Source organism: Streptomyces sp. NPDC001443, from assembly GCF_053597355.1.
Map to the genome: position 1 here is coordinate 75,726 of NZ_JBSFIA010000037.1, position 21,504 is coordinate 97,229.

The 21,504-nt window shown below is 71.1% G+C and carries 20 protein-coding genes; 10 read left to right on the forward strand and 10 right to left on the reverse strand.

Translation table 11 applies throughout. From position 1 onward, the window contains the following. The first annotated feature begins 6 nt into the window (after positions 1-6). Together sdhA and ACWC24_RS31455 are read left to right on the forward strand one after the other, a co-directional pair. Positions 7-1,761 (forward strand): succinate dehydrogenase flavoprotein subunit, encoded by a 1,755-nt coding sequence (sdhA, locus tag ACWC24_RS31450; protein WP_450666281.1) that lies wholly within the window; start codon positions 7-9, stop codon positions 1,759-1,761. Beyond that, positions 1,761-2,522 carry a succinate dehydrogenase iron-sulfur subunit gene (locus ACWC24_RS31455; RefSeq protein WP_450666282.1) on the forward strand — a complete coding sequence of 254 codons (762 nt, stop codon included), beginning with the start codon at positions 1,761-1,763 and terminating at the stop codon, positions 2,520-2,522. Before sdhA ends, ACWC24_RS31455 begins: the two co-directional genes overlap by 1 nt. Before the next feature lie 63 nt (positions 2,523-2,585). Here ACWC24_RS31455 and ACWC24_RS31460 read toward each other — a convergent pair whose 3' ends face one another. After that, a complete protein-coding gene (locus ACWC24_RS31460; protein WP_450666283.1) occupies positions 2,586-5,048 on the reverse strand; it encodes a DUF4132 domain-containing protein in 2,463 nt (820 codons plus the stop codon). Further along, positions 5,045-5,437, reverse strand: coding sequence for a hypothetical protein (locus ACWC24_RS31465; RefSeq protein WP_450666284.1), 393 nt, complete (start codon positions 5,435-5,437; stop codon positions 5,045-5,047). Before ACWC24_RS31465 ends, ACWC24_RS31460 begins: the two co-directional genes overlap by 4 nt. 135 nt (positions 5,438-5,572) lie before the next feature. Between ACWC24_RS31465 and ACWC24_RS31470 the strand changes: the two genes are divergently transcribed. The 5 genes from ACWC24_RS31470 (at position 5,573) to ACWC24_RS31490 (ending at position 8,453) form a co-directional block, all read left to right on the forward strand. Continuing rightward, complete coding sequence (locus ACWC24_RS31470; protein ID WP_450666285.1) at positions 5,573-5,989, forward strand: VOC family protein; 417 nt, start codon at positions 5,573-5,575, stop codon at positions 5,987-5,989. A 119-nt stretch (positions 5,990-6,108) separates the two neighbouring features. Next, a complete protein-coding gene (locus ACWC24_RS31475) occupies positions 6,109-6,516 on the forward strand; it encodes a hypothetical protein (protein WP_450666286.1) in 408 nt (135 codons plus the stop codon). Beyond that, positions 6,513-7,010: a thiol-disulfide oxidoreductase DCC family protein gene (locus ACWC24_RS31480; protein WP_450666287.1), complete on the forward strand. Its 498-nt coding sequence runs from the start codon at positions 6,513-6,515 to the stop codon at positions 7,008-7,010. Before ACWC24_RS31475 ends, ACWC24_RS31480 begins: the two co-directional genes overlap by 4 nt. Positions 7,011-7,021: 11 nt before the next feature. Next, entirely contained in the window at positions 7,022-7,774 is a 753-nt protein-coding gene (locus ACWC24_RS31485; protein ID WP_450666288.1) for a TetR family transcriptional regulator, read from the forward strand. 91 nt (positions 7,775-7,865) lie between these two features. Next, the gene (locus ACWC24_RS31490) at positions 7,866-8,453 is read left to right on the forward strand and encodes a Uma2 family endonuclease (protein ID WP_450666289.1); all 588 of its coding nucleotides are present in this window, start codon (positions 7,866-7,868) and stop codon (positions 8,451-8,453) included. A gap of 1 nt (position 8,454) precedes the next feature. On the opposite strand, the gene ACWC24_RS31495 is transcribed toward ACWC24_RS31490, so the two are convergent. Further along, positions 8,455-10,893: an MMPL family transporter gene (locus ACWC24_RS31495; RefSeq protein ID WP_450666316.1), complete on the reverse strand. Its 2,439-nt coding sequence runs from the start codon at positions 10,891-10,893 to the stop codon at positions 8,455-8,457. Positions 10,894-11,068: 175 nt separating this feature from the next. On the opposite strand from ACWC24_RS31495, the gene ACWC24_RS31500 reads away from it, so the two are divergent. Continuing rightward, positions 11,069-11,761: a response regulator transcription factor gene (locus tag ACWC24_RS31500; RefSeq protein ID WP_450666290.1), complete on the forward strand. Its 693-nt coding sequence runs from the start codon at positions 11,069-11,071 to the stop codon at positions 11,759-11,761. After that, a complete protein-coding gene (locus ACWC24_RS31505; protein ID WP_450666291.1) occupies positions 11,758-13,293 on the forward strand; it encodes an ATP-binding protein in 1,536 nt (511 codons plus the stop codon). The genes ACWC24_RS31500 and ACWC24_RS31505 overlap by 4 nt, the downstream gene beginning before the upstream one ends. A 34-nt stretch (positions 13,294-13,327) precedes the next feature. On the opposite strand, the gene ACWC24_RS31510 is transcribed toward ACWC24_RS31505, so the two are convergent. From ACWC24_RS31510 to ACWC24_RS31525, 4 genes are all read right to left on the reverse strand, one after another. Further along, a complete protein-coding gene (locus ACWC24_RS31510) occupies positions 13,328-13,732 on the reverse strand; it encodes an ATP-binding protein (RefSeq protein WP_450666292.1) in 405 nt (134 codons plus the stop codon). Positions 13,733-13,841: 109 nt separating this feature from the next. Then, on the reverse strand, positions 13,842-15,395 hold the full coding sequence (locus ACWC24_RS31515; protein ID WP_450666293.1) for an ABC transporter substrate-binding protein: 1,554 nt from the start codon (positions 15,393-15,395) through the stop codon (positions 13,842-13,844). Between the two features lie 286 nt (positions 15,396-15,681). Then, positions 15,682-17,010 (reverse strand): metallophosphoesterase, encoded by a 1,329-nt coding sequence (locus tag ACWC24_RS31520; protein WP_450666294.1) that lies wholly within the window; start codon positions 17,008-17,010, stop codon positions 15,682-15,684. A 22-nt stretch (positions 17,011-17,032) separates the two neighbouring features. Next, entirely contained in the window at positions 17,033-17,272 is a 240-nt protein-coding gene (locus tag ACWC24_RS31525) for an SCO4848 family membrane protein (protein ID WP_392609466.1), read from the reverse strand. A 91-nt stretch (positions 17,273-17,363) separates the two neighbouring features. On the opposite strand from ACWC24_RS31525, the gene ACWC24_RS31530 reads away from it, so the two are divergent. Continuing rightward, positions 17,364-18,644: a D-alanyl-D-alanine carboxypeptidase family protein gene (locus ACWC24_RS31530; RefSeq protein ID WP_450666295.1), complete on the forward strand. Its 1,281-nt coding sequence runs from the start codon at positions 17,364-17,366 to the stop codon at positions 18,642-18,644. Here ACWC24_RS31530 and ACWC24_RS31535 read toward each other — a convergent pair. From ACWC24_RS31535 to trpS, 3 genes are all read right to left on the reverse strand, one after another. Continuing rightward, positions 18,598-19,515, reverse strand: coding sequence for a YihY/virulence factor BrkB family protein (locus ACWC24_RS31535; protein WP_450666296.1), 918 nt, complete (start codon positions 19,513-19,515; stop codon positions 18,598-18,600). The two genes, ACWC24_RS31530 and ACWC24_RS31535, sit on opposite strands and share 47 nt — an antisense overlap. Positions 19,516-19,731: 216 nt before the next feature. Then, the gene (locus tag ACWC24_RS31540) at positions 19,732-20,316 is read right to left on the reverse strand and encodes a 2'-5' RNA ligase family protein (protein ID WP_450666297.1); all 585 of its coding nucleotides are present in this window, start codon (positions 20,314-20,316) and stop codon (positions 19,732-19,734) included. A gap of 167 nt (positions 20,317-20,483) precedes the next feature. Beyond that, entirely contained in the window at positions 20,484-21,497 is a 1,014-nt protein-coding gene (gene trpS / locus ACWC24_RS31545) for a tryptophan--tRNA ligase (protein WP_450666298.1), read from the reverse strand. Positions 21,498-21,504 lie beyond the last annotated feature (7 nt).

Consider the following 21,504-nt stretch of genomic DNA (forward strand, 5'->3'; position numbering starts at 1 on the left):
ACCACCATGAAGATCCACAAGTACGACACCGTCATCGTCGGCGCCGGCGGCGCCGGCATGCGCGCCGCCATCGAGTCGACGAAGCGCAGCCGCACCGCCGTGCTGACCAAGCTCTACCCCACCCGCTCCCACACGGGCGCCGCGCAGGGCGGCATGGCCGCCGCGCTGGCCAACGTGGAGGAGGACAACTGGGAGTGGCACACCTTCGACACGGTCAAGGGCGGTGACTACCTGGTCGACCAGGACGCCGCCGAGATCCTGGCGAAGGAGGCCATCGACTCCGTCCTCGACCTGGAGAAGATGGGCCTGCCGTTCAACCGGACCCCGGACGGCACCATCGACCAGCGCCGCTTCGGCGGTCACAGCCGCAACCACGGCGAGGCCCCGGTCCGCCGGTCCTGCTACGCGGCCGACCGCACCGGCCACATGATCCTCCAGACGCTGTACCAGAACTGCGTGAAGGAGGGCGTGGAGTTCTTCAACGAGTTCTACGTCCTCGACCAGCTCATCACCGAGGTCGACGGCGTCAAGAAGTCCGCCGGTGTGGTCGCGTACGAGCTGGCCACCGGCGAGATCCACATCTTCCAGGCGAAGGCCGTGATCTACGCGTCCGGCGGCACCGGCAAGTTCTTCAAGGTGACCTCCAACGCGCACACCCTGACCGGTGACGGCCAGGCGGCCGTCTACCGCCGCGGTCTGCCGCTGGAGGACATGGAGTTCTTCCAGTTCCACCCGACCGGCATCTGGCGCATGGGCATCCTGCTGACGGAGGGCGCCCGCGGTGAGGGCGGCATCCTCCGCAACAAGGACGGCGAGCGCTTCATGGAGAAGTACGCGCCGGTCATGAAGGACCTCGCGTCCCGTGACGTCGTCTCGCGCTCCATCTACACGGAGATCCGTGAGGGCCGCGGCTGCGGTCCCGAGGGCGACCACGTCTACCTCGACCTCACCCACCTCCCGCCGGAGCAGCTGGACGCCAAGCTCCCGGACATCACGGAGTTCGCGCGCACCTACCTCGGCATCGAGCCCTACACGGACCCGATCCCGATCCAGCCCACCGCGCACTACGCCATGGGCGGCATCCCGACCAACGTCGAGGGTGAGGTCCTGTCGGACAACACGACGGTCGTCCCGGGCCTGTACGCGGCCGGCGAGGTCGCCTGCGTCTCGGTGCACGGCGCGAACCGTCTCGGCACGAACTCCCTGCTGGACATCAACGTGTTCGGCCGCAGGGCGGGCATCGCGGCGGCGGAGTACAGCCAGAAGGCGGACTTCGTCGAGCTCCCGGAGAACCCGGAGTCCCAGGTCGTCGCGCAGATCGAACGCCTGCGCACCTCCACGGGCACCGAGCGGGTGGCGACGCTGCGCCGCGAGCTGCAGGAGACCATGGACGCGAACGTCATGGTGTTCCGCACCGAGCAGACGATCAAGACGGCGGTCGAGAAGATCGCCGAGCTGCGCGAGCGCTACCGGAACGTGTCGATCCAGGACAAGGGCAAGCGGTTCAACACCGACCTGCTGGAGGCCGTCGAGCTGGGCAACCTGCTCGACCTGGCCGAGGTCATGGCCGTCTCCGCGCTGGCCCGCAAGGAGTCCCGCGGCGGTCACTACCGCGAGGACTACCCGAACCGCGACGACGTCAACTTCATGCGCCACACCATGGCGTACCGCGAGGTGGGCGACGACGGCTCCGAGTCGATCCGTCTCGACTACAAGCCGGTCGTCCAGACCCGCTACCAGCCGATGGAGCGTAAGTACTGATGGCAACCCCCGTTCTGGACAAGGTCGAGGCGGAGTCCGCCGCCTCCCCCTACATCACGGTCACCTTCCGGATCCGCCGCTTCAACCCGGAGATCTCGGCCGAGTCGACCTGGGAAGACTTCCAGCTGGAGATCGACCCCAAGGAGCGGGTCCTCGACGGCCTCCACAAGATCAAGTGGGACGTCGACGGCACCCTCACCTTCCGCCGCTCCTGCGCCCACGGCATCTGCGGCTCGGACGCCATGCGGATCAACGGCAAGAACCGTCTGGCCTGCAAGACGCTGATCAAGGACCTCAACCCCGAGAAGCCGATCACGGTCGAGCCCATCAAGGGCCTGACGGTCCTCAAGGACCTGGTCGTCGACATGGAGCCGTTCTTCCAGGCGTACCGCGACGTCATGCCCTTCCTCATCACGAAGGACACGAACGAGCCGACCCGCGAGCGTCTTCAGTCGGCCGAGGACCGCGAGCGGTTCGACGACACCACGAAGTGCATCCTGTGCGCGGCCTGCACGTCGTCGTGCCCGGTCTTCTGGAACGACGGCCAGTACTTCGGTCCGGCGGCCATCGTCAACGCCCACCGCTTCATCTTCGACTCGCGTGACGAGGCCGGCGAGCAGCGGCTGGAGATCCTCAACGACCGCGACGGCGTGTGGCGCTGCCGCACGACCTTCAACTGCACGGACGCCTGCCCGCGCGGTATCGAGGTCACCAAGGCGATCCAGGAAGTGAAGCGGGCGCTGATCACCCGGCGCTTCTGATCTTCTCGTCGACGCCTCGGGGCCCTGTTTCCGTCACTTCGGAAGCAGGGCCCCGAGGCGTTCTCACAGCTGGCTGAGGATCGTGGGATCGGTGATCGCCAGATCGTCCGCCAGCAGCATCGCCTTGCTGAGGATCACCGCCAGCATCCGGTCGCCCTCGAACGGCAGGTAGCCGGCCTGGGGTTCGCCCGCGCCGGACTTCGCGACGATGCACAGATACCGGTCGTCCGGGCTCATCAGGATGTTTCCCGAGCCCAGGTGGATCCGGTACGTGTGGCGCTCGCCCTTCACATGCAGGAAACGCCCCTCCAGGGTGCAGCGGTCGGCTATCGCAAGGCGGGGGACCAGCCGTTCGAGGAGCGCGCGGCGGGTCTGCGCGGTCTCGGTCAGATCGCCGAAGCCGTACGACGTCCAGTACTCCTGGAAGCGGCCGCCGGGGCCGCCGTCCTGCCAGGTCGGGTCGTTGCCGACGCTCGCGACCCCCACGAACAGGTCGACGTCGCGCAGGACTTCCGACAGGACGAGCGGCGGGATCTCGGTGAGGGGCAGGGGCTCGACCGGGTCGTCGTCGGGGCCCAGCCACATGCGGTACTCGCCGCCGTGGCAGTGCGCCCAGTTCTCGGGGGCGTCGATCGGATAGAAGCGCACCTGGTCGGTGCGCAGCCGCAGATAGCTGCCGGACTCGGTGGTGTCGTCGCCGTACTGGCCGTCGCCCTCAATCCAGTACTCGGCGCGCAGGCCCCACTGGGGCAGTTCCCGGGTGGCCGGGGGCGCCTCGTCGTCGACGCAGAGGCGGAGCTTGTTGCGCCAGCCCCTGATCGCGGCCAGGGAGTGGAACTGGTGCTGGCGCACGAAGTGGGCGGCGAAGCGGTTGGAGTAGGTGCCCGTCGCACGCTCGGCGTCGGTGAGCAGGTACACCTCGCGGTGGGCCTGTTTGAAGGGCTGGGTGATCTCGTGCCGCTCCAGCCAGTCCCGCCAGGCTACGACCTCGGCGGGCTCCCGGCCGACCGGGTGCCACAGGGCGACCTCCGCGCCGCCCGCGACCGGATCGTCGGTGAGGGTGCGCAGCTCGCCGTCCGCGAAGCCGACCGGGGTGCCGTCGACGGTCCACAGCAGCCGGCGGGCCAGGGTGCCGACGAGCGGGTGGTCGAGGTAGCGCTCGCGCCAGGTGCCGTACGCCCAGGTGCGCCGGGCGAGGAGCTGCCGGTCCAGGCGCTCGGCCTGCGCCGAGAGCATCTTGTCGATGTCCTTGACGGCCGCCTTGAGCTCCTTCAGTTCCTCGGCGTGGTCGCGCCGTACGGCGGCGGGCACGCTCTTGACGGCCTTGCCTGCGGCGTTGCGCCAGCCCAGTACGGCGCGGGTGCCCTGGACCTCGACGAGTGCGGTGGTCTCGCCGAGGACGCGCCGGGCGCGCCCGACCTCGTCGAGCCCGTAGGCCGGGACGGCGAGTTCCTCGATCTCCTCGCGGCTGAGCCCGAGGGCGGAGGCCCGTGCCTCCAGGGCGCCGTCGACGAGCTTCGCCGTGGCCTTGTACGTCACCCGGGTGGCCAGCCGGGCCAGTTCGGCGAGGGCGGACCCGCTCTCGACTCGGGACAGCGCGATCACACCGGCGTTGGCGACCTTCGGGTTGCGCGGGCCGAGTCCGGCGACCTTCTTCAGGGAGGTCTCGACGAGCGCGCCGAGGGCCCGAGCGGTGTCCGGGTGGGGCGGCAGGAGGGAGAGCAGCCAGGCCAGGCCGCGTAGGGCGTCGGCGTTGTACGGGTCGTAGGCGGCGTTCAGGTCCACGCCGTAGGTCGTGCCGTCCAGCGGGAACGTCCTGGGGCGGCCGACGAGAGCGGCCCAGGACAGCGCGGCGACGCGGACGCGCTCGGCGCCGAGTGCCTCGACCAGGGCCTGCGCCTGCTGGTCCCACTTGACGGAGGGCTTGGAGGCGGTGGCGGTCGTCAGGTGGGTCAGCAGGGCCTGCCAGTCGGGGTCGGCGCTGTCCCTCATGGCCCGCTCGGCCCATTCCTCACCGACGTTGAGGACGGGTTCCGTGAACTTCTTCGCCAGCTCCTTCGCGTCCGAGACGCGATAGGCGTCCATGGCGGTGCGGCGGACGACCGCGACGACGGCCGGATCCAGCGGACGGCCGGTCGCCAGCTCGGCCTCGAAGAGTCCGGACAGCCGCTGGTACCAATAGGTGTGCTGGGTGCCGAGTTCGTCGAGCAGCCTCAGCCGCTCCGCGGCGAGCCGGTCTCCGGGGAGGTCCCGGGAGGCGGCGCCGAGGAGGGTGAGCGCGTTGAACCGGGCGGCCTGTTCCTCGCCGACCGAGTGATAGCGCTCGACCAGCGCGTCGGCGAGCCGGGTCCGCTGCTCGGCGGACAGCGCCGTGAGCAGGCCGAGGATCTCGGTCCAGGTGGTGCCCCAGTCGCCCCGGTTGGCCGCGGCGGCCCCGAGCGCCACGGTGGCGAGCTCTCCCATGTCGCCCTCGTCCGCACGCCGGCGGATCCGCTGCACCCAGCTCCCGGCGCCTCTCATCGTCATCCCCCCACCAGTGCGACGAGCTTGAGGAAGGTGACCTCGGTGCCCAGGACCAGGTCGATCTCCTCGTCGAGGTCCGTCACCTGACGGTCCCCCACGAGCACCAGGAAGCCGTTGCCCGCGAAGGCCTTGAGCGCCAGCGCGGTCTGTGCCTCCGGGTCTATCCGGCGGGGGGTGCGCAGCGCGTACCCGTTCAGCACCCGCTCGGTGTCCTCGGGCTGCACGAGCCCCTGGAACACCCCCGGCATCCGCGCGTTGTACTCGGCGACCTCCTGGAAGACCCGGCGCCGGACCAGCTCGCGCAACGCGAGCCGCTCCTCGGCGATCTCGATCCCCCAGCCCGCGCCGCGGTCCCCACTGGTCGTCTCGTCGACGAACGTCACCATTCCCATGCCGAAGACAGTACGAGCCCCCACTGACAATCGGCCGCCGGGTGCTTCACCCGTGCTTCACCTCAACGGGTGATCACATGTTCGGCCCGCGGTCAGCCTGCCGCACCGCGTCCGGACCGCCCCTAACCTGACGAAATGTCAGACGACGTGTCATACGAACTTCTCGGACTCGACAACGTACTGCTGCCCGTCGGGGATCTCGGCGAGGCCGTGAGCTTCTACGAACGCGCCGGGCTCCCGGCGGCTTTCCGGCTCGACGACGCCGGGATCGCGCTGCTGAAGGTGGGCAAGGAGACCCCGGGCGTACTGCTGCGGCTGGACGAGGCGCTGGGCCACCGGCCGCCGCCGTGGGCGTCGCCGCGACTGTGGCTGGAGGTGCCGGACGCCCGGTCGGCCGCCCGCGCGCTGGCCGCCGCCGGCATCACCGCCCTGGAGGAGCCCTTCTCCACCGCCACCGGCTGGACCGTCGAGTTCGCGGACCCCTGGGGCAACGTCCTCGGTCTGACGGACTACACCAAACGCCCCGAACTGGCCCGCAGGGCACCGCGGTAGACGGGGCGACAGGCCCCCGGGATCCGGCTTGAACATGTTCAAAAAGAGGTCTACATTCGTCCTCGACAGCGTTTTGAACGCGTTCAAGAAGACGTGTTCAAGGAGGGGTGGGGACGGACATGGATCTCACGGTCGTGGCATACGTCATCTATCTGGTGGTCAGCATCGGGCTGACGATCTGGGTGGCGCGCACGCTCAGCCGCAACGGGCGGGTCTTCCTGGCGGACGTGCTGCACGGGAACGAGAAGCTCGCGGACGCCGTCAACCACCTGCTGGTGGTCGGCTTCTACCTGGTCAACCTCGGCTTCGTCGCGCTGTACCTGAGCGGCGACGACACCATCGCCGACACCCGCGGGGTCTTCGAGGCCCTGTCGACCAAGCTGGGCGTGGTGCTGCTGGTGCTCGGCGTGATGCACCTGGGCAACGTGTACGTGCTCAGCCGGATCCGGCGGCGCGGGGTGCTGGAGCGGGAGCAGGTGCCGCCGGTCGCCCCGCAGGGCTGGGTCGCCCCCACCACCGGGGCGTGAGCGGCGTGACGGCCACCGCCGCGGACCGGGACGCCGCGCGCGTCCCGGTCCGCCGACTCACCGTGCTGTACGACGCAGAGTGCGCCATGTGCTCCTTCGTACGCGACTGGCTCGTACGGCAGCGCCAGTTGGTGCCGCTGGACCTGGTACCCGCCGCCTCGGCGGAGGCCAGGCGGCGCTTCCCGGGACTCGACCACCGCACCACTCTCGACGTGGTCACCGTCGTCGGCGACGGCGGGCAGGTCTACCGGGGCAGCGCCGCCTGGATCGTGACCCTGTGGGCGCTGCGCGAACACCGGCCGCTCGCCCACCGGCTGAACACCCCCACCGGGGCCCGGCTGGCCAAGGGCGCGGTCCTCGCCGCCGCCCGCTGGCGCGGGAGCCGGCGGGGCGGGGGCGCGTACGGGCGCGGGGACGGCTGGACGTACCACCCCTCCCAGGGGTGGACCTACACCGGTCCCGGCTGCGAAGACGGCTCCTGCCGAACCGTTTAGGCTCTCCTACCGTGCCTGCGAACAACGAGAACCCCGGCGACGGCGACACGCCCAGCAAGTCCGAGCAGACCCGCGCGCTGATCCTGGAGACGGCGATGCGGCTGTTCCAGGAGCGTGGCTACGACAAGACGACCATGCGGGCCATCGCCCAGGAGGCCGGGGTCTCCGTCGGCAACGCGTACTACTACTTCTCCGGCAAGGAGCACCTGATCCAGGGCTTCTACGACCGCCTCGCCGCCGAGCACCGGGAGGCGGTCCGGGAGATCCTGGACCGGGAGACGAGCCTGGAGGCCCGGCTCGCCGGGGTGCTGCGGACCTGGCTGGACGTCGCCACGCCGTACCACGAGTTCGCGGTGCAGTTCTTCAAGAACGCCGCCGACCCCGACAGCCCGCTCAGCCCCTTCTCCCCGGAGTCGGAGCACGCGCGCGTGGAGGCCATCGGCGTCCACCGGGAGGTGCTCGCGGGGGCGAAGACCAAGGTGGCCCCCGAACTGCGGGACGTGCTGCCCGAGCTGATGTGGCTCTCGCAGATGGGGCTCGTCCTGTACTGGATCTTCGACCGGACGGAAGGGCGCGAGCGCAGCTACCGCCTCGCCGAGCGCGGCGCCCGCCTCACCGGACGCGGCGTCGCACTGGCCCGCTTCCGGGTGCTGCGGCCGCTGGTGCTGGAGGTCCACGAGCTGTTCACGGACTTCCTGCCGGGGATGACGAAGGCGCTCCCCGATCCAGCGGCGCGCAAGGGGCGGGGAGCCGAGGCGGAGTGATCACTTTCGGGCGAACGGGATCGAACGGGACATCCGGCATCCGGCCTGCCTACGATGATGCTCTCGACACCAGCCCCAGGGGAGGCATCCGATGTCCGCAGCCGCTGTCGAGCGACCGCACGAAGAGCGGTCGCTGATCGCCGAGGCGAACCACATCATGGAGAGCATCCCGGGCCTTCGCGTCGAGATCATCGGAGACCAGATTCTCGTGAGCCCCGCACCGGACGGCCCGCACTCCGAGGCCCTGATGCTGTTCGCAGCCCCTTTCATGAGTCTGGGCCTGGTGCGTGCGCTCCCGGGCATCGGGCTCTGGCTCCCCAGCGGCCCGGAAGACTACGCGATCCCCGACCTGTCGGTGGTCGACGACGACTACCGCGATCACCTCGTGGAGAACAGCTGCTACGACCCGACGTGCTTCCGTCTGGTCATGGAGGTCACCTCCGGCAACTGGAAGACGGATCTGCAGACCAAGGTCGGCTCCTACGCGAAGGCCCGGATTCCCGTCTACGTCATCGTGGACCGCAAGCACCAGCGCCTTCATGTACTGACCGGACTCACCGCCGGCCGTTACGCCAAGCACGGGATCCACCTCCCCGGGGAGCTCGTCACGCTCCCCGAGTCCGTGGGCGGCAAGGTCGTCCTGGATGTCGAAGGCCTCCTCAAAGCCGGTACGGCCTGAGTCAGTTGACCGCGTCCACCTCCCCCTCGGCCAGCTCCACGTCGTACACCAGCGGTCCGCCCGCCACCGTCACCTGCCGGACCTGCGGGCCGTACGGTCCCGCCGTCACCGTCAGCAGATAGGCGCCCGGCCCCGGTACCGACACGATGTACGAGCCGTCGGCCAGGGAGGTCACCCGGTCCAGCCGGCCGCCGTCCTCGGACAGCAGCGTCACGCTCGCGCCCTCGGCCGGCTCACCGTCCGCCGTACGGACGAAGCCGTGGACCACCGTGGCCGGGCCGTCGTCCCCGGCGTCCGGCCGGACCGGTCCTGCCGGGGCCGTCGGCTCCTCCCTCGGCTCCACCGCGAGATGCGGCAGCCGCTTGTCCAGCCAGGCCGGCAGCCACCAGTTGGAGCCGCCCAGCAGATGCATCACGGCCGGCACCAGCGCCGTACGCAGGACGAACGCGTCCAGCGCCACCGCGGCCGCCAGGCCGACGCCCGCCACCGCCGCGCCCGCGTCGCCGCTCAGGACGAACGCCAGGAACACACAGACCATGATCAGGGCCGCGCTGTTGATGACCCGGCTGGTCTCCGCCAGGCCCACCCGGACCGCGCGGGCGTTGTCGCGGGTGTGCACCCATTCCTCGTGCATCCTGCTGACCAGGAACACCTGGTAGTCCATGGACAGGCCGAAGAGCAGCGAGAGCATGATGACCGGCAGGAAGGCGTTGATCGGCCCCTCCTTGCCGAGGCCGAGCAGGCCCAGGCCCCAGCCCCACTGGAAGATCGCGACCAGCACGCCGAAGGAGGCCGCCGCGGCGATCAGGTTCATCACCGCGGCCGTCAGCGGCACCATCAGGGAGCGGAACGCGACCAGGAGCAGCAGGAAGCTCAGGCCGATGATGGTGACGACGAAGAGCGGCAGCCGGTCGCCGGTGACGGACGCGAAGTCCTTGGAGACCGCGGTGACCCCGCCGACGTGCGCGCTCACCCCCGAGCGCGGAACGACCTCGTCGCGCAGGGTGTCGATGAGGTCGTCGGTCTCCTTCGACTGGGGCGAGGTGGTGGGCACGACCTGGATGACGGTGACACCCTGCGCGGGCGGCAGCGCGGCGACCCGGGCCACCCCGTCGGTCGCCTCGATCCCCCTGACGAGCGCGGTCGTGTCGCCGTCGGACGTGACCACCTGGAGCGGGCCGTTGAAGCCGGGCCCGAAGCCCTCGGCGAGCAGGTCGTACGCCTGCCTGGTGGTGGTCGTGGTGTCGTCGTTGCCCTGGTCGGTGGCGCCCAGCCGCAACGACAGCACGGGCACGGCGAGTACGGCCATCACGGCCACGGCGACCACCGCGACCAGCCGCGGACGCCGCTGCACACCCGCCGACCAGCGGGCCGCGATCCCGCTCGCCCGCTCCGGCTCGGGACCCTCGGCGGCCAGCCTGCGCCGCTGCCTGCGGCTGAGGACGCGCGGGCCGAGCAGGCCGAGCAGGGCGGGCAGCAGGGTGGTGGCCGCGAGCACGCTCAGCACCACGGTGAGGGAGGTGCCGATGACCACGCCGTCCAGGAAGCGCAGGTTCGTCACCAGCATCCCGGCCAGCGCGATGCACACCGTGCCACCCGCGAACAGCACCGCCCGGCCCGAGGTGTTCAGGGCGGTGACCGCCGCCTCCTCCGGGTCGGCGCCGCGCAGCAGGCCGCGCCGGTGCCGGGTGACGATGAACAGGGCGTAGTCGATGCCGACGCCCAGGCCGATCAGCGAGGAGAGCAGCGGGGCCAGGTCGGGGATGGCTGTGACGTGGCTGAGCAGCTGGGTCGTGAACAGGCCCGTACCGACGCCGAAGATCGCCACGCCGATCGGCAGGGACATCGCGGCGAGCGAGCCGAAGGCGAGGAACAGCACGACCGCCGCGGCCGCGAGACCGACCATCTCGGCCAGGCCCGTGGGCGGTTCCTGCGCGCGCTGGATGGCCTGGCCGCCGAGCTCGACCTGGAGTCCCCCCGCCTCGGTCTCCACGCTCCGCGCGGTGTCGACGACGTCCTGGACGAGCTCCTTCGGAACGGCGTTGGCCCGCTCGGTGAAGGTGATCTGGGCGTAGGCGATACGTCCGTCGCCGCTGATCTGCGCCGCGCCGCGCGGGGTGTAGGGGTCGACGACCTCCCCGACGCCGTCCATCTTCGCGATCTTCGCCAGCGCGGGCTCGATCCGCTCCCGTACGTCCTGGTCCCGGACCGTGCCCCGGTGGCCGTCGTCGACCTTCCACACCACCGTGTCGGTGTCGCCCGCGCGCTCGGGGAAGGCCTTCTCCATCAGGTCGTAGGCCTTCGTGGAGTCCGTGTCCGGCAGGGCGAAGACGTTCGCGTAGTCCGTGCCCGCAGTCGAGGCCGAGAAGCCAAGACCGAACAGCGCCCCCACCCACAGCAACAGGACCACGAGCCGGTGCCGATAGCACCACCGTGCCAATGCCGCCACGTTCACATCTCCTTGTTCGATGACCGGCCGGTCGACCGGTTCCCCCGGGCCAGGACAACAGCATCGGCGGCGCCGGGCGCGCGAGGACACGGCCCACGCAGGACTCTCAAGGAACTCCAAAGCGGCAACCGGCCCGGCGCCGGCCGTCCGCACGGATACTGGGGGCATGTCGACCGCCCCCGGCACCGTGCTGGTCGTGGAGGACGAGCCGAGCATCGCGGACGTCCTCGCCATCGCGCTGCGCTACCACCGCTTCGAGGTGATGACCGCGGGCACGGTCCGCGAGGCGCTCGCCCTCGCCGACCGCACCCGGCCCGACGTCGCACTGCTCGACGTCATGCTCCCGGACGGCGACGGCCGTGCCCTGGGCCGTGAACTGCGCTTACTGCAACCGCAGTTGGCGCTGGTGTTCCTGACCGCACGGGACTCCCCCGCCGAGATCGTCGGCGCGCTCGGCTTCGGCGACGACTACATCACCAAGCCGTTCAACATCGACGAGGTGGTCGCCCGGATCACCGCGGTGCTGCGCCGCTCGCGGCCCGCCGACGTCCTGCCGCAGCGGCCCCCGCTGCGCCACGGCGACCTGGAACTGGACGAGACGACGTACTCGGTGCACCGCGCCGGCCGCACGGTCGAGCTCACGCCCACCGAGTACGCGCTGCTGCGCTTCCTGGTGCGCAACGGCGGGCGGATCGTCCCCAAGGAGCAACTCCTGCGGCACGTCTGGCAGTACGAGCACAACCCGCCGGAGTCGACGGTCGTCGAGACCTACATCAGCTATCTGCGCCGCAAGCTGCACATCCCGGGAGAAGCGCCGGTGATCACCACCCGGCGGGGTGTCGGATACGGACTGGCATGAGACTCCCGGCACTCCCGCCGCGCCCCGCGCTCGCGCGGCCCCGCCGCGCCCGGGGCACCCACTCGCTGCGCGTCAAGCTGACCCTGGCCAACGTGGGGCTGCTCGCCCTGGGCATCATCGCCGCCACCGCCGTCAGCATCATGGGCATGCAGCACTACCTGCTCGGCCAGATCGACTCCCAGCTGACCAAGACGCGGGACTCGCTGTCCGGTTCCCATCTGACGCTCCGGCAGATCGACTCGTTCGCCGCGCTGGGCCTCATCCGTGAGCACATCACCACCGAGCGGACCGAGGACCGTCCGGCGCCGGACACCGTCTTCGTCGCCGTGGACGGCGAGACGGGCACGGCCGTCGCGATCCTCGGGGTCGCCCCGACCGACACCCAGCGCGGGCTGGCCCGCGCGGTCGGCGACCCGCGCGCACTCGTCGACGACGCCGAACCCCGGGACGTGACGGTGGACGGCACCCCGTACCGGGCCACCGCGATCCGGCTGTCCGACGGCACGGACATCCTGCTGGCCATCTCGACGGACGTCCTGCACAAGGGCATCGCCAAGGCGCTCAAGCTGGACCTCGCCGTCGGCACGCTGCTGCTGGCGCTGCTCGCCTGCCTCACCCTGTTCAGCGTGCGCCGCCGGATGCTGCCGCTGGAGGACATGGTGGAGACCTCGTCGGCGATTGCCGAGGGGGACCTGACCCGGCGGATACCCTCCCGGCACCAGCCGACGCACGAGGTCGAACAACTGCGGCTGGCCCTCAACGCCATGCTCCACCAGGTGGAGTCGGCCTATCGCACGCGCGAACGCACGGCCGCCCAGCTGCGCCGTTTCGTCGCCGACGCCTCGCACGAGCTGCGCACCCCGCTGTCCGCGATCCGCGGCTACCTCCAGCTGTACGACCGGGGGATGCTGCGCGAGCCCGCCGAACGCAAACGGGCCTGGGACCGGATGATGGCGGAGGCCGACCGCATGGGGCACCTGGTGGACGAGCTGCTGCTGCTCGCCCGGCTCGACCAGCAGCCCGAACTGCGGCTGCGCAACGTGGACGTCAGCGCGCTGGTGCGGGACGCGGCCGAGGACCTGCGGGCGCAGCAGCCCGGACGACCCGTCTCGGTCGGCGCCGACGGCGCGCTGCTGGTGCGCGCCGACGAGTCGGGGCTGCGCCAGGTGCTCGGCAACCTGGTGGCCAACGTCCGCACCCACACACCGCCGGACGTGCCGGTGCGGCTCGGGGCGGAACGCGCCGACGGTGTCGTACGGCTGTGCGTGGCGGACGAGGGTCCCGGGCTGGCGGCGGAGGACGCCTCGCGTGTCTTCGACCGCTTCTTCCGGGCCGGCGGCGGCGCGGGCAGCGGTCTGGGCCTGGCGATCGTGCAGGGCGTCGTACGGGCGCACGGCGGCGACGTCGCGGTGCGCACGGCGCCCGGCGCGGGCCTCGCGGTGACGGTGACGCTGCCCACGGCCCGTGGCACGACCGTGCGGGCCGGCTCCGGCTCCGGCTCCGGCTCCGGCTCCGGCTCCGGCTCCGGCTGATGCTGAGGCGGTGTGCCCGGGTGCTGTCCGGTGTTCAGGCGCCGGGGGTCATGACCAGCGCCCAGACCGTCTTGCCGTGCCGGCCCCGGCCCCACACCCCCCAGGCCGTGGCGACCCGCTCCACGAGGTGCAGGCCCCGTCCGGCCTCCGCGTACTCCCCGACCACCCGCAGCCGGGGCTGCACCCGGCCCTCGTCGGACACCTCTATCAGACAGGAGCCGTCGGCGAGCGCGGTCACCGCCACCTCGAACTCCCGCTCCCGCAGCGGCCCGTGGCGCACGACGTTGGTGGCGAGCTCGGACACCAGCAGCACCGCGTCGTCGAGCGCCGGTTCGCCGGGCGAGTGCCCCCAGTCGGACAGGTGGTCCCGCACCCGGCGCCGGGCCAGTCCGACCGACGCCGGATGCCGGGGCAGCCGGAAGGAGTTGCGTCTCATCACGTCTGCTCCCCGTCCCGCGCACAGCTTCGCCACAGAGTGCCGCGTGGGGTGACTGCCCGCCGCACCCCCGGTCCAAGCGAGGTCCCCGGATCCGAGCCGGGCGCGACGATCAGATCCAGGTCAGCCGCCAGAGCCGGAACATGCCGTTGCCGTCCGAGAGGTACTGGCCGCCGCCGATGTCCTCGGTGCTGACGACGTACTCCTTGCGCTGCCACAGCGGAATCAGCGGCACGTCCGCGGCGACGTCCGCCTGGAGCGCCCGGAAGTCGTCGGCGACCCGGCTGCGGTCGGCGGTCTGCCGGGTGGCCAGGATCAGTTCGTCGACGTGACTGTTGCGGTAGCCGGTGTTCATGGTGCTGCCGGCGCCGACGAGCGGAGCGGCGAAGGTGTCCGGGTCCGGGTAGTCGGCGACCCAGCCGACGGCGTACGCGTCGAGCCTGCCGGCCGCCCACCGCTTCTGGAAGTCGGTCCACTCGTAACCCTTGACGGTCACCTGGAACAGGCCGCCGGCCTCCAGTTGGCGCTTGAGCTCCGCGGCCTCCTCGGCGGCGGCGCCGCTGCCGAGGGCGTAGCCGTAGGTGAGGCGGACCGGGGTGCTCACCCCGGCCGCGGCCAGCAACTGCCCCGCCCGCGCCGGATCCGGGCCGGGGTAGTCGTCGAAGAACGGCGTGCTGTGGCCGGTGATACCGGCCGGGATCAGCGAGTACAGCGACTCGACGGTGTTCGCGTACACGGTCGCGGCCAGCCGGTCCCGGTCGATCAGCCAGGCCAGGGCACGCCGGAGGCGGGGGTCGTGCAGCGGGGAGCCCGCGCGGGTGTCGAAGTACAGGTTGCGGGTCTCCGAGCCGTCCGCCTCGAAGACCCGACGGTCGGGGTCGCTCGACGAGAGCCCGGCGAGGAACCGGGGCGGCAGCTGCCGCCCTGCGACCTGGACCCGGTGACCGTTCCAGGCGCTCTCCAGCGCTCCGGCGTTCTCGTAGTAGCGCAGTTCGACGGGCCGCCCGATGCCCAGGGCGCCCTTGTACCGCTCGTTGGGCGACAGGACCGCCGTCCGGCCCTTCGTGTACGACGACAGGGCGTACGGCCCGCTGCCGTCGACGTCGGAGCCGGTGCGCAGGGCGTCCCCCGGATAGCGCGTGCTGTCGACGATCGAGCCCGCGCCGGTGGCCACCTTGAACGGGAAAGTGGCGTCGGACGCCGACAGATGGAAGGTGACGGTCGAGCCCTGGGCGTCCACCGAGGCGAGGGTGGAGAACAAGGACGCCGGCCCGACAGGTGAATTGATCTTCTTTATCCGGTCGAAGGAGAACTTCACGTCCTCGGCGGTCATCACGCGACCGCTGGAGAATGTGACGTCCTTGCGCAGCGTGCACCTATAGGTGCGTAAGCCGCCGTCCGGGAAGGAACAGCTCTCCGCCGCGTCCGGCACGGGATCGCTGCCGCCCGGCTCGAAGGTCAGCAGCGACTGGAAGACATTGCTGTACAACGCCCAGGATCCGGCGTCGTAGGCACCGGCCGGGTCGAGCGACGTGACGTTGTCCGTCGTGCCGACCGTGATGGTCCGGTCCTCGTCGCCCCTCGACGGCAGCAGTTGCCAACCACCGGCCGCGACCGCCGCCAGCACGAGCAGCGTCGCCAGAATTCTCCCGCGAACGGATCGCACGGTGCCCTCCCCAGGCGCCCCAGCGCAATGCCGCTCCTCTCGGGGCCTGCCCGGCAAGCCCTGGCGGCCCCGCCACCCAACCACAGGTGATTCCGGTGGGGGAAGGGAATTCAGGTGAGATTCCGGTGACCGGAGAAAGAACAGGGAGGCGGTTATTCACGACGGGTTCCACAGGCTTCTCACAAGACGCTGGTGAGGGCCCGGAATCCGCTGCGACAAAGCGTTCCGGATCGAATTCGGATCATTCTCGATCCGATCATTCTTGATCCGGCAGGGCCTGATTCGATCAGGCCTGCTTCGACGCCAATTCGATCACGGTGATGTCCGAGGGCGCGCCCACCCGGGTCGGCGGCCCCCAGGCGCCCGCTCCCCGGGAGACGTACAGCTGGGTGTCGCCGTAGCGCTCCAGGCCCGCCACCGTCGGATTGGCCGCCTCCGCGAGGAAGTTGCCGGGCCACAGCTGACCGCCGTGGGTGTGACCGGAGAGCTGGAGGTCGACCCCGTACTCGACCGCCTGGTGGATCTGGACCGGCTGATGGGCCATGAGCACGCACGCGCGTGCCGGGTCGCGGTCGTCGAGCGCCTTGGCGAAGTCGGGCCCCTGGCCCTCGCTCTCGCCGCGCAGGTCGTTGACGCCCGCGAGGTCGAAGTACGCCATCTCGGTACGGGCGTTCTCCAGGGGACGCAGGCCCAGGCGGCGGACCTCCGCCACCCACTGCGCGGCACCGGAGAAGTACTCGTGGTTGCCGGTGACGAAGAACGACCCGTGCCGCGCCCTCAGCTGCGCGAGCGGTGCCGCGGCCGGGCCCAGGTCCTTGACGCTGCCGTCGACGAGGTCGCCGACGACCGCGATCAGGTCGGGCTGGGTCGAGTTGATCGTGTCGACGACCGTCCGGGCGAAACCGCGGCCGAGGACCGGGCCGAGGTGGATGTCGCTGACGACCGCGATCCGGTAACCGTGGGCGGCGCGCGGGAGTTTGGCCAGCGGGACGGTGACCCGCTTGACCCGCGGGCCGCGCAGGACGCCGTAGGTGCCGTAGCCGACCGTGCCGACGGCGGCCGCGGCCGCGGCGCCGCCCACGACACGGGAGACGAAGAGACGGCGGGAGGGATCGGCGGACGGCCGGGCCGGCCCGGGGGCTCCTGTGGGGGCGGCGGAGACCGCGAGGGCCGGGGAATCCGGGAGTCCGGCCTGCGCCGTGCCGGCCTGCTCGGTGCCGGCCTGCTCGGTGCCGGCCTGTGGCACGGTCGCCGGTACGGTCTCGCGCCCCGGTACGGTCACGGCGGCGTCCGGCCGCCGGTCGAGGAAGCGGCGCAGCAGGGGACGTACGACCTCGCCGGCCAGCACCGCGAGCAGCAGGTAGATCGACAGGGCCAGCCACAGGAAGCCCGGCCAGGCCAGCGTCCGCTGGAGCCAGAACGGGGCGCCCGCGCGCTCGGCGACGAGGGCGCCGACCGCCAGTGCCCAGCCGCCCGCGATGACGAGGGCACCCGCGCGGCGCGCGCGTCCCGGGCCACGGGTCGTGTCCCTGAACAGCCGTTGCCACAGGTAGCGGTTGGCCGCCACCAGCACGCCCAGGACCGTGAGGGCGAGCAGCCCGAAGACGATGACCACTGTGCCGTTTCCCCTGTGTCCGTTATGACGTGCGGCGCAGTGCGCGCAGTCCGCGCAACCCGATGAGCCCGATGGCCGTCCCCCATGTGAAGGAGGCGACGGCCAGCGCCAGGTGCACCCAGAAGTACGCGGTGGGATGCCCGTCGTCGAACGCGAGCCCGCTGACGTCCTTGACCAGGTTCTTTACGAAAGTGACCCAGATGACCAGACTCCACACCCCGAAGGCGAGCAGGAACCAGGAGACCCGGCGGCTGAGCTTCATGCGTTCAGTATCGCCGCCCGGTGTCCGGTTCCGTGACCGGGGTGGGGTGGCTGCTGGGACTTCACGGGGTGTGGCATGTACGTTCTCGATCGTGCCCCCACCTCATACGACCGTCAGGCGATCCCTGTTGGTCGCTTCAGCGGCCTTTTTCTCCCTCGCGCTGACCGCGCCCGCCTCCTTCGCGACCCCGAACCCGTCGACGAGCCCGTCGGCGAGTCCGTCCACGAGCCCGACGCCCACTCCCCCCGCGAACATGTCGCGGGTGGGCGGTGAGCGGCTCGGCCGGGCGGGGGCGCAGGTCGATCTGGGCGCCGGTGCCCCCGTACTGCCGAAGGACCTGACCGCGCGCTCCTGGATCGTCGCCGACGCCGAGTCCGGCGAGGTGCTCGCCGCGGCCAACGCGCACTGGCGGCTGCCCCCGGCGAGCACGCTGAAGATGCTGTTCGCCGACACCCTGCTGCCGAAGTTCCCCAGCAGCGAGAAGCACAAGGTCACCACCGCCGACCTGGCGGGCATCGGGTCCGGCTCCAGCATGGTGGGGATAAAGGAGGAGGAGACCTACACGGTCCACGACCTGTGGCTCGGTGTCTTCCTGCGCTCCGGGAACGACGCGGTGCACGTGCTGTCGGCGATGAACCAGGGCGTGGACAGGACCGTCGCGGAGATGAACGCGCACGCCGAGGAACTCCAGGCGCTCGACACGCATGTGGTGACGCCGGACGGCTACGACGCCGCGGGGCAGGTGTCCTCCGCCTACGACCTCACCCTGTTCGCCCGCTCGGGGCTGCAGAAGAAGGACTTCCGCGAGTACTGCTCGACCGTGCGGGCCGCGTTCCCCGGCAAGACGTCGAAGGACGACAAGGGCAAGACGGTCCGCGAGACCTTCGAGATCGAGAACACCAACCGGCTGCTCAGCGGCGACAGCGACCTCTCGGTCTACCAGGGCATCGCGGGCGTCAAGAACGGCAACACCACCAACGCGGGCGCCACCTTCACCGCCGTCGCCGAGCGAGGCGGCCGGGTGCTGCTCGTCACGGTCATGCACCCGGGCAAGGACGAGCACAACGAGGTCTACAAGGAGGCCGCCAAGCTCCTGGACTGGGGCTTCGCGGCGGCCGGCAAGGCGCGGCCGGTGGGCGAGCTCGTCGCGCCGAGGGGCGCCGCCCGGTCCGTCGCCCAGCCGGACGCCACCGACGCGGGCGGCGGCACCGCGGGGTCCGCGAAGCCGGTGGCCTCGGCGTCCGCCGGCAGCTCAGGCGGGATGGGGATCGCGCTGGCGATCAGCGGCGGGCTGCTGGTGCTCCTGGCGGCCGGCGCGTTCCTGGTCAACCGCCGCTGGCCGCTGCCGGATCTGATGCGCCGCCGCCGCTGACCCCGGTGCCGCCGGCCTCGGCGGCCGCGCCGTGCGTCGCCGTCCAGGCGGCGCAGAACAGCAGCAGCTTCGCGGTGAAGTTGATCCACAGCAGCAGGGCGACGGGCACACCGAACGCCCCGTACATGCTCTTGGTGGCCACGCCCTGCATGTAGCCGCTCAGCAGCAGCTTCAGCAGCTCGAAGCCGACCGCGCCGAGCAGCGCGGCCACCAGGAGCCGGCGGCGCTGCGGTTCGACGCCCGGCAGCAGGGTGAGGAGATAGAGCAGCAGCAGGAAGTCGGCGAGCGCGGAGACGGCGAACGCGGCGATCCGCAGCAGGACGTCGCCCCAGCCGTGCTCGTCGAGCCCGATGCTCCGGGCGCCCCACCCGACGGCGGACGAGGCGAGGGTGGACGTGCCGAGCGTGATCATCAGCGCGCCGCCGAGGCCGACGAGGACACCGGCGTCCTTGGCCTTGCGCAGGAAGGGGTTCTCCTCGCTGTCGGGCAGCTCCCAGACCGCGCGCAGACAGTCGCGCATCTGGCCGACCCAGCCGATGCCGGTGACCAGCAGCAGGGCGGCGGCGATGAGGCCTACGGTGCCGGCGTTCTGGATCAGGGCGTCGAGGTCCAGCTGGTCGGAGATGCCGGGGACCTGCTCGGCGATCCTGTCCTCGATGTCCTTCTGCCGTGCGGGGCTGAGGGTGACGGCGGCGATCGCGGCACCCACCGTCAGCAGCGGGAAGAGCGCGATGAAGCTGATGAAGGTCATCGCGGCGGCCAGTCTGGTCCACTTCACCCGGTCCAGACGTTCGTACGAGCGCCACGCGTGCGTGGCCATCAGGCGCGTGACCGAAGGTCCGATCCCGGGGAGCTTCTTGAGCCAGTCCATGGTCCGCCCCTGCCCTCTGCGCTGTCGTCGTGGCCGTGCGCGTGCCCGGCCCGTGTTCCGCGTGAGGGAACACCGATGACCTCGTACCCCGAGAGCGCGGGATCGTGACCGCCGCCGCGCCGACCACCGTCCCATCGGCCGGACGCGAGGGGCGGGAGGGCCGGGCGGGAGCGCGGGACGGGCTCCAGCGGGCCGGGAGGGAGCGCCGGACGGGCTCTAGCGGGTCGGGAGGGTGTCCTGTTCCACGTCCGCGTGGGTGCTCTGCGACGGCACCATCGAGCCGCCGAAGGGGAAGTCCCGCAGTTTGCGCCACACTCCGTCGGGGCCCTGCTCGTACAGGGCGAAGCCGGTGCACAGCCAGTCGGCCTCGTAGTCGGCGAGCTCGCCGAAGGCGCGGTCCATGGCGGCGTCGTCGATGCCGTGCGCGACCGTGACGTGGGGGTGGTACGGGAACTGGAGCTCGCGGGCCACCGGCCCGGAGGCGGCACGGATCCGCTGCTGGAGCCAGGCGCAGGACTCGGCGCCCGCCACGATCCGCATGTACACCACCGGCGACAGGGGCCGGAAGGTGCCCGTGCCGGACAGCCGCAGCGGGAAGGGCCGGCCGGCGCCCGCGACCTCGACGAGGTAGGCCTCGACCGCGGGGACCAGGGCGCCCTCGATCTCGGTCGGGGGCAGCAGGGTGATGTGCGTGGGGATGGCGTGGGCCGCGGCGTCGCCGAAGCCCGCGCGCAGCTCCTGGAGGGCGCTGCCGTGAGGCTCCGGGACCGCGATCGACACTCCGATCGTTACGGTCCCCACGTCATCTCCTGTCGTCGTGTCGGATGTGCTCGGCGCGTACCGGTGGTGTGCCGGGTTTGTCTCAGCCGTCCGGCTTCGACTGTACGGCTATGACCGGGCTGTGGGCAGGCGCAGCCGTAGTGATGTGCAGCGCTCTGCCCGATCGTGCGTGTGTGCGGTGGTGCGCCTCAGTGCTTGGCGGGCAGGAAGCCGACCCTGTCGTACGTCTGGGAAAGGGTCTCGGCGGCGACCGCGCGGGCCTTCTCCGCGCCCTTGGCGAGGACCGAGTCGAGCGTCTCCGGGTCCTCCAGGTACTGCTGGGTGCGCTCCCGGAACGGTGTGACGAACTCGACCATGACCTCGGCGAGGTCCGTCTTGAGCGCGCCGTACATCCTGCCCTCGTACTCCTGCTCCAGCTCGGCGATCGACCTGCCGGTGAGCGTGGAGTAGATGGTGAGGAGGTTGCTGACGCCCGGCTTGCCCTCGGCGTCGTAACGGATCACGGTGTCCGTGTCGGTGACCGCGCTCTTGACCTTCTTCGCCGTCGCCTTCGGGTCGTCGAGAAGGTTGATGAGGCCCTTCGGCGTGGACGCCGACTTGCTCATCTTGATCGACGGGTCCTGGAGGTCGTAGATCTTCGCCGTCTCCCGGAGGATGTACGGCTTCGGGATGGTGAAGGTCTCGCCGAAGCGGCCGTTGAAGCGCTCGGCGAGGTCGCGGGTCAGCTCGATGTGCTGGCGCTGGTCCTCGCCGACCGGGACCTCGTGGGCCTGGTAGAGCAGGATGTCGGCGACCTGCAGGATCGGGTACGTGAACAGGCCGACGGACGCCCGGTCGGCGCCCTGCTTGGCGGACTTGTCCTTGAACTGGGTCATCCGGGAGGCCTCGCCGAAGCCGGTGAGGCAGTTCATGATCCAGGCGAGCTGGGCGTGCTCGGGGACGTGACTCTGCACGAAGAGGGTGCAGCGCTCCGGGTCGAGGCCCGCCGCGAGGAGTTGCGCGGTCGCCAGGCGGGTGTTCGCGCGCAGCTCCGCGGGGTCCTGCGGGACCGTGATCGCGTGCAGGTCGACGACCATGTAGAACGCGTCGTGGGACTCCTGGAGGGCCACCCACTGGCGGACGGCGCCGAGGTAGTTGCCGAGGTGGAACGAGCCTGCGGTGGGCTGGATTCCGGAGAGCACGCGAGGTCGGTCAGAGGCCATGCTCATC

Excerpts from the sequence above, each read along its gene's own strand:
- sdhA (WP_450666281.1), top strand. The coding sequence starts at position 7 with ATGAAGATCCACAAGTACGACACCGTCATCGTCGGCGCCGGCGGCGCC.
- ACWC24_RS31455 (WP_450666282.1), top strand. The coding sequence starts at position 1,761 with ATGGCAACCCCCGTTCTGGACAAGGTCGAGGCGGAGTCCGCCGCCTCC.
- ACWC24_RS31460 (WP_450666283.1), bottom strand. The coding sequence starts at position 5,048 with ATGACGATGAGAGGCGCCGGGAGCTGGGTGCAGCGGATCCGCCGGCGT.
- ACWC24_RS31465 (WP_450666284.1), bottom strand. The coding sequence starts at position 5,437 with ATGGGAATGGTGACGTTCGTCGACGAGACGACCAGTGGGGACCGCGGC.
- ACWC24_RS31470 (WP_450666285.1), top strand. The coding sequence starts at position 5,573 with ATGTCAGACGACGTGTCATACGAACTTCTCGGACTCGACAACGTACTG.
- ACWC24_RS31475 (WP_450666286.1), top strand. The coding sequence starts at position 6,109 with ATGGATCTCACGGTCGTGGCATACGTCATCTATCTGGTGGTCAGCATC.
- ACWC24_RS31490 (WP_450666289.1), top strand. The coding sequence starts at position 7,866 with ATGTCCGCAGCCGCTGTCGAGCGACCGCACGAAGAGCGGTCGCTGATC.
- ACWC24_RS31500 (WP_450666290.1), top strand. The coding sequence starts at position 11,069 with ATGTCGACCGCCCCCGGCACCGTGCTGGTCGTGGAGGACGAGCCGAGC.
- ACWC24_RS31505 (WP_450666291.1), top strand. The coding sequence starts at position 11,758 with ATGAGACTCCCGGCACTCCCGCCGCGCCCCGCGCTCGCGCGGCCCCGC.
- ACWC24_RS31525 (WP_392609466.1), bottom strand. The coding sequence starts at position 17,272 with ATGAAGCTCAGCCGCCGGGTCTCCTGGTTCCTGCTCGCCTTCGGGGTG.
- ACWC24_RS31535 (WP_450666296.1), bottom strand. The coding sequence starts at position 19,515 with ATGGACTGGCTCAAGAAGCTCCCCGGGATCGGACCTTCGGTCACGCGC.
- trpS (WP_450666298.1), bottom strand. The coding sequence starts at position 21,497 with ATGGCCTCTGACCGACCTCGCGTGCTCTCCGGAATCCAGCCCACCGCA.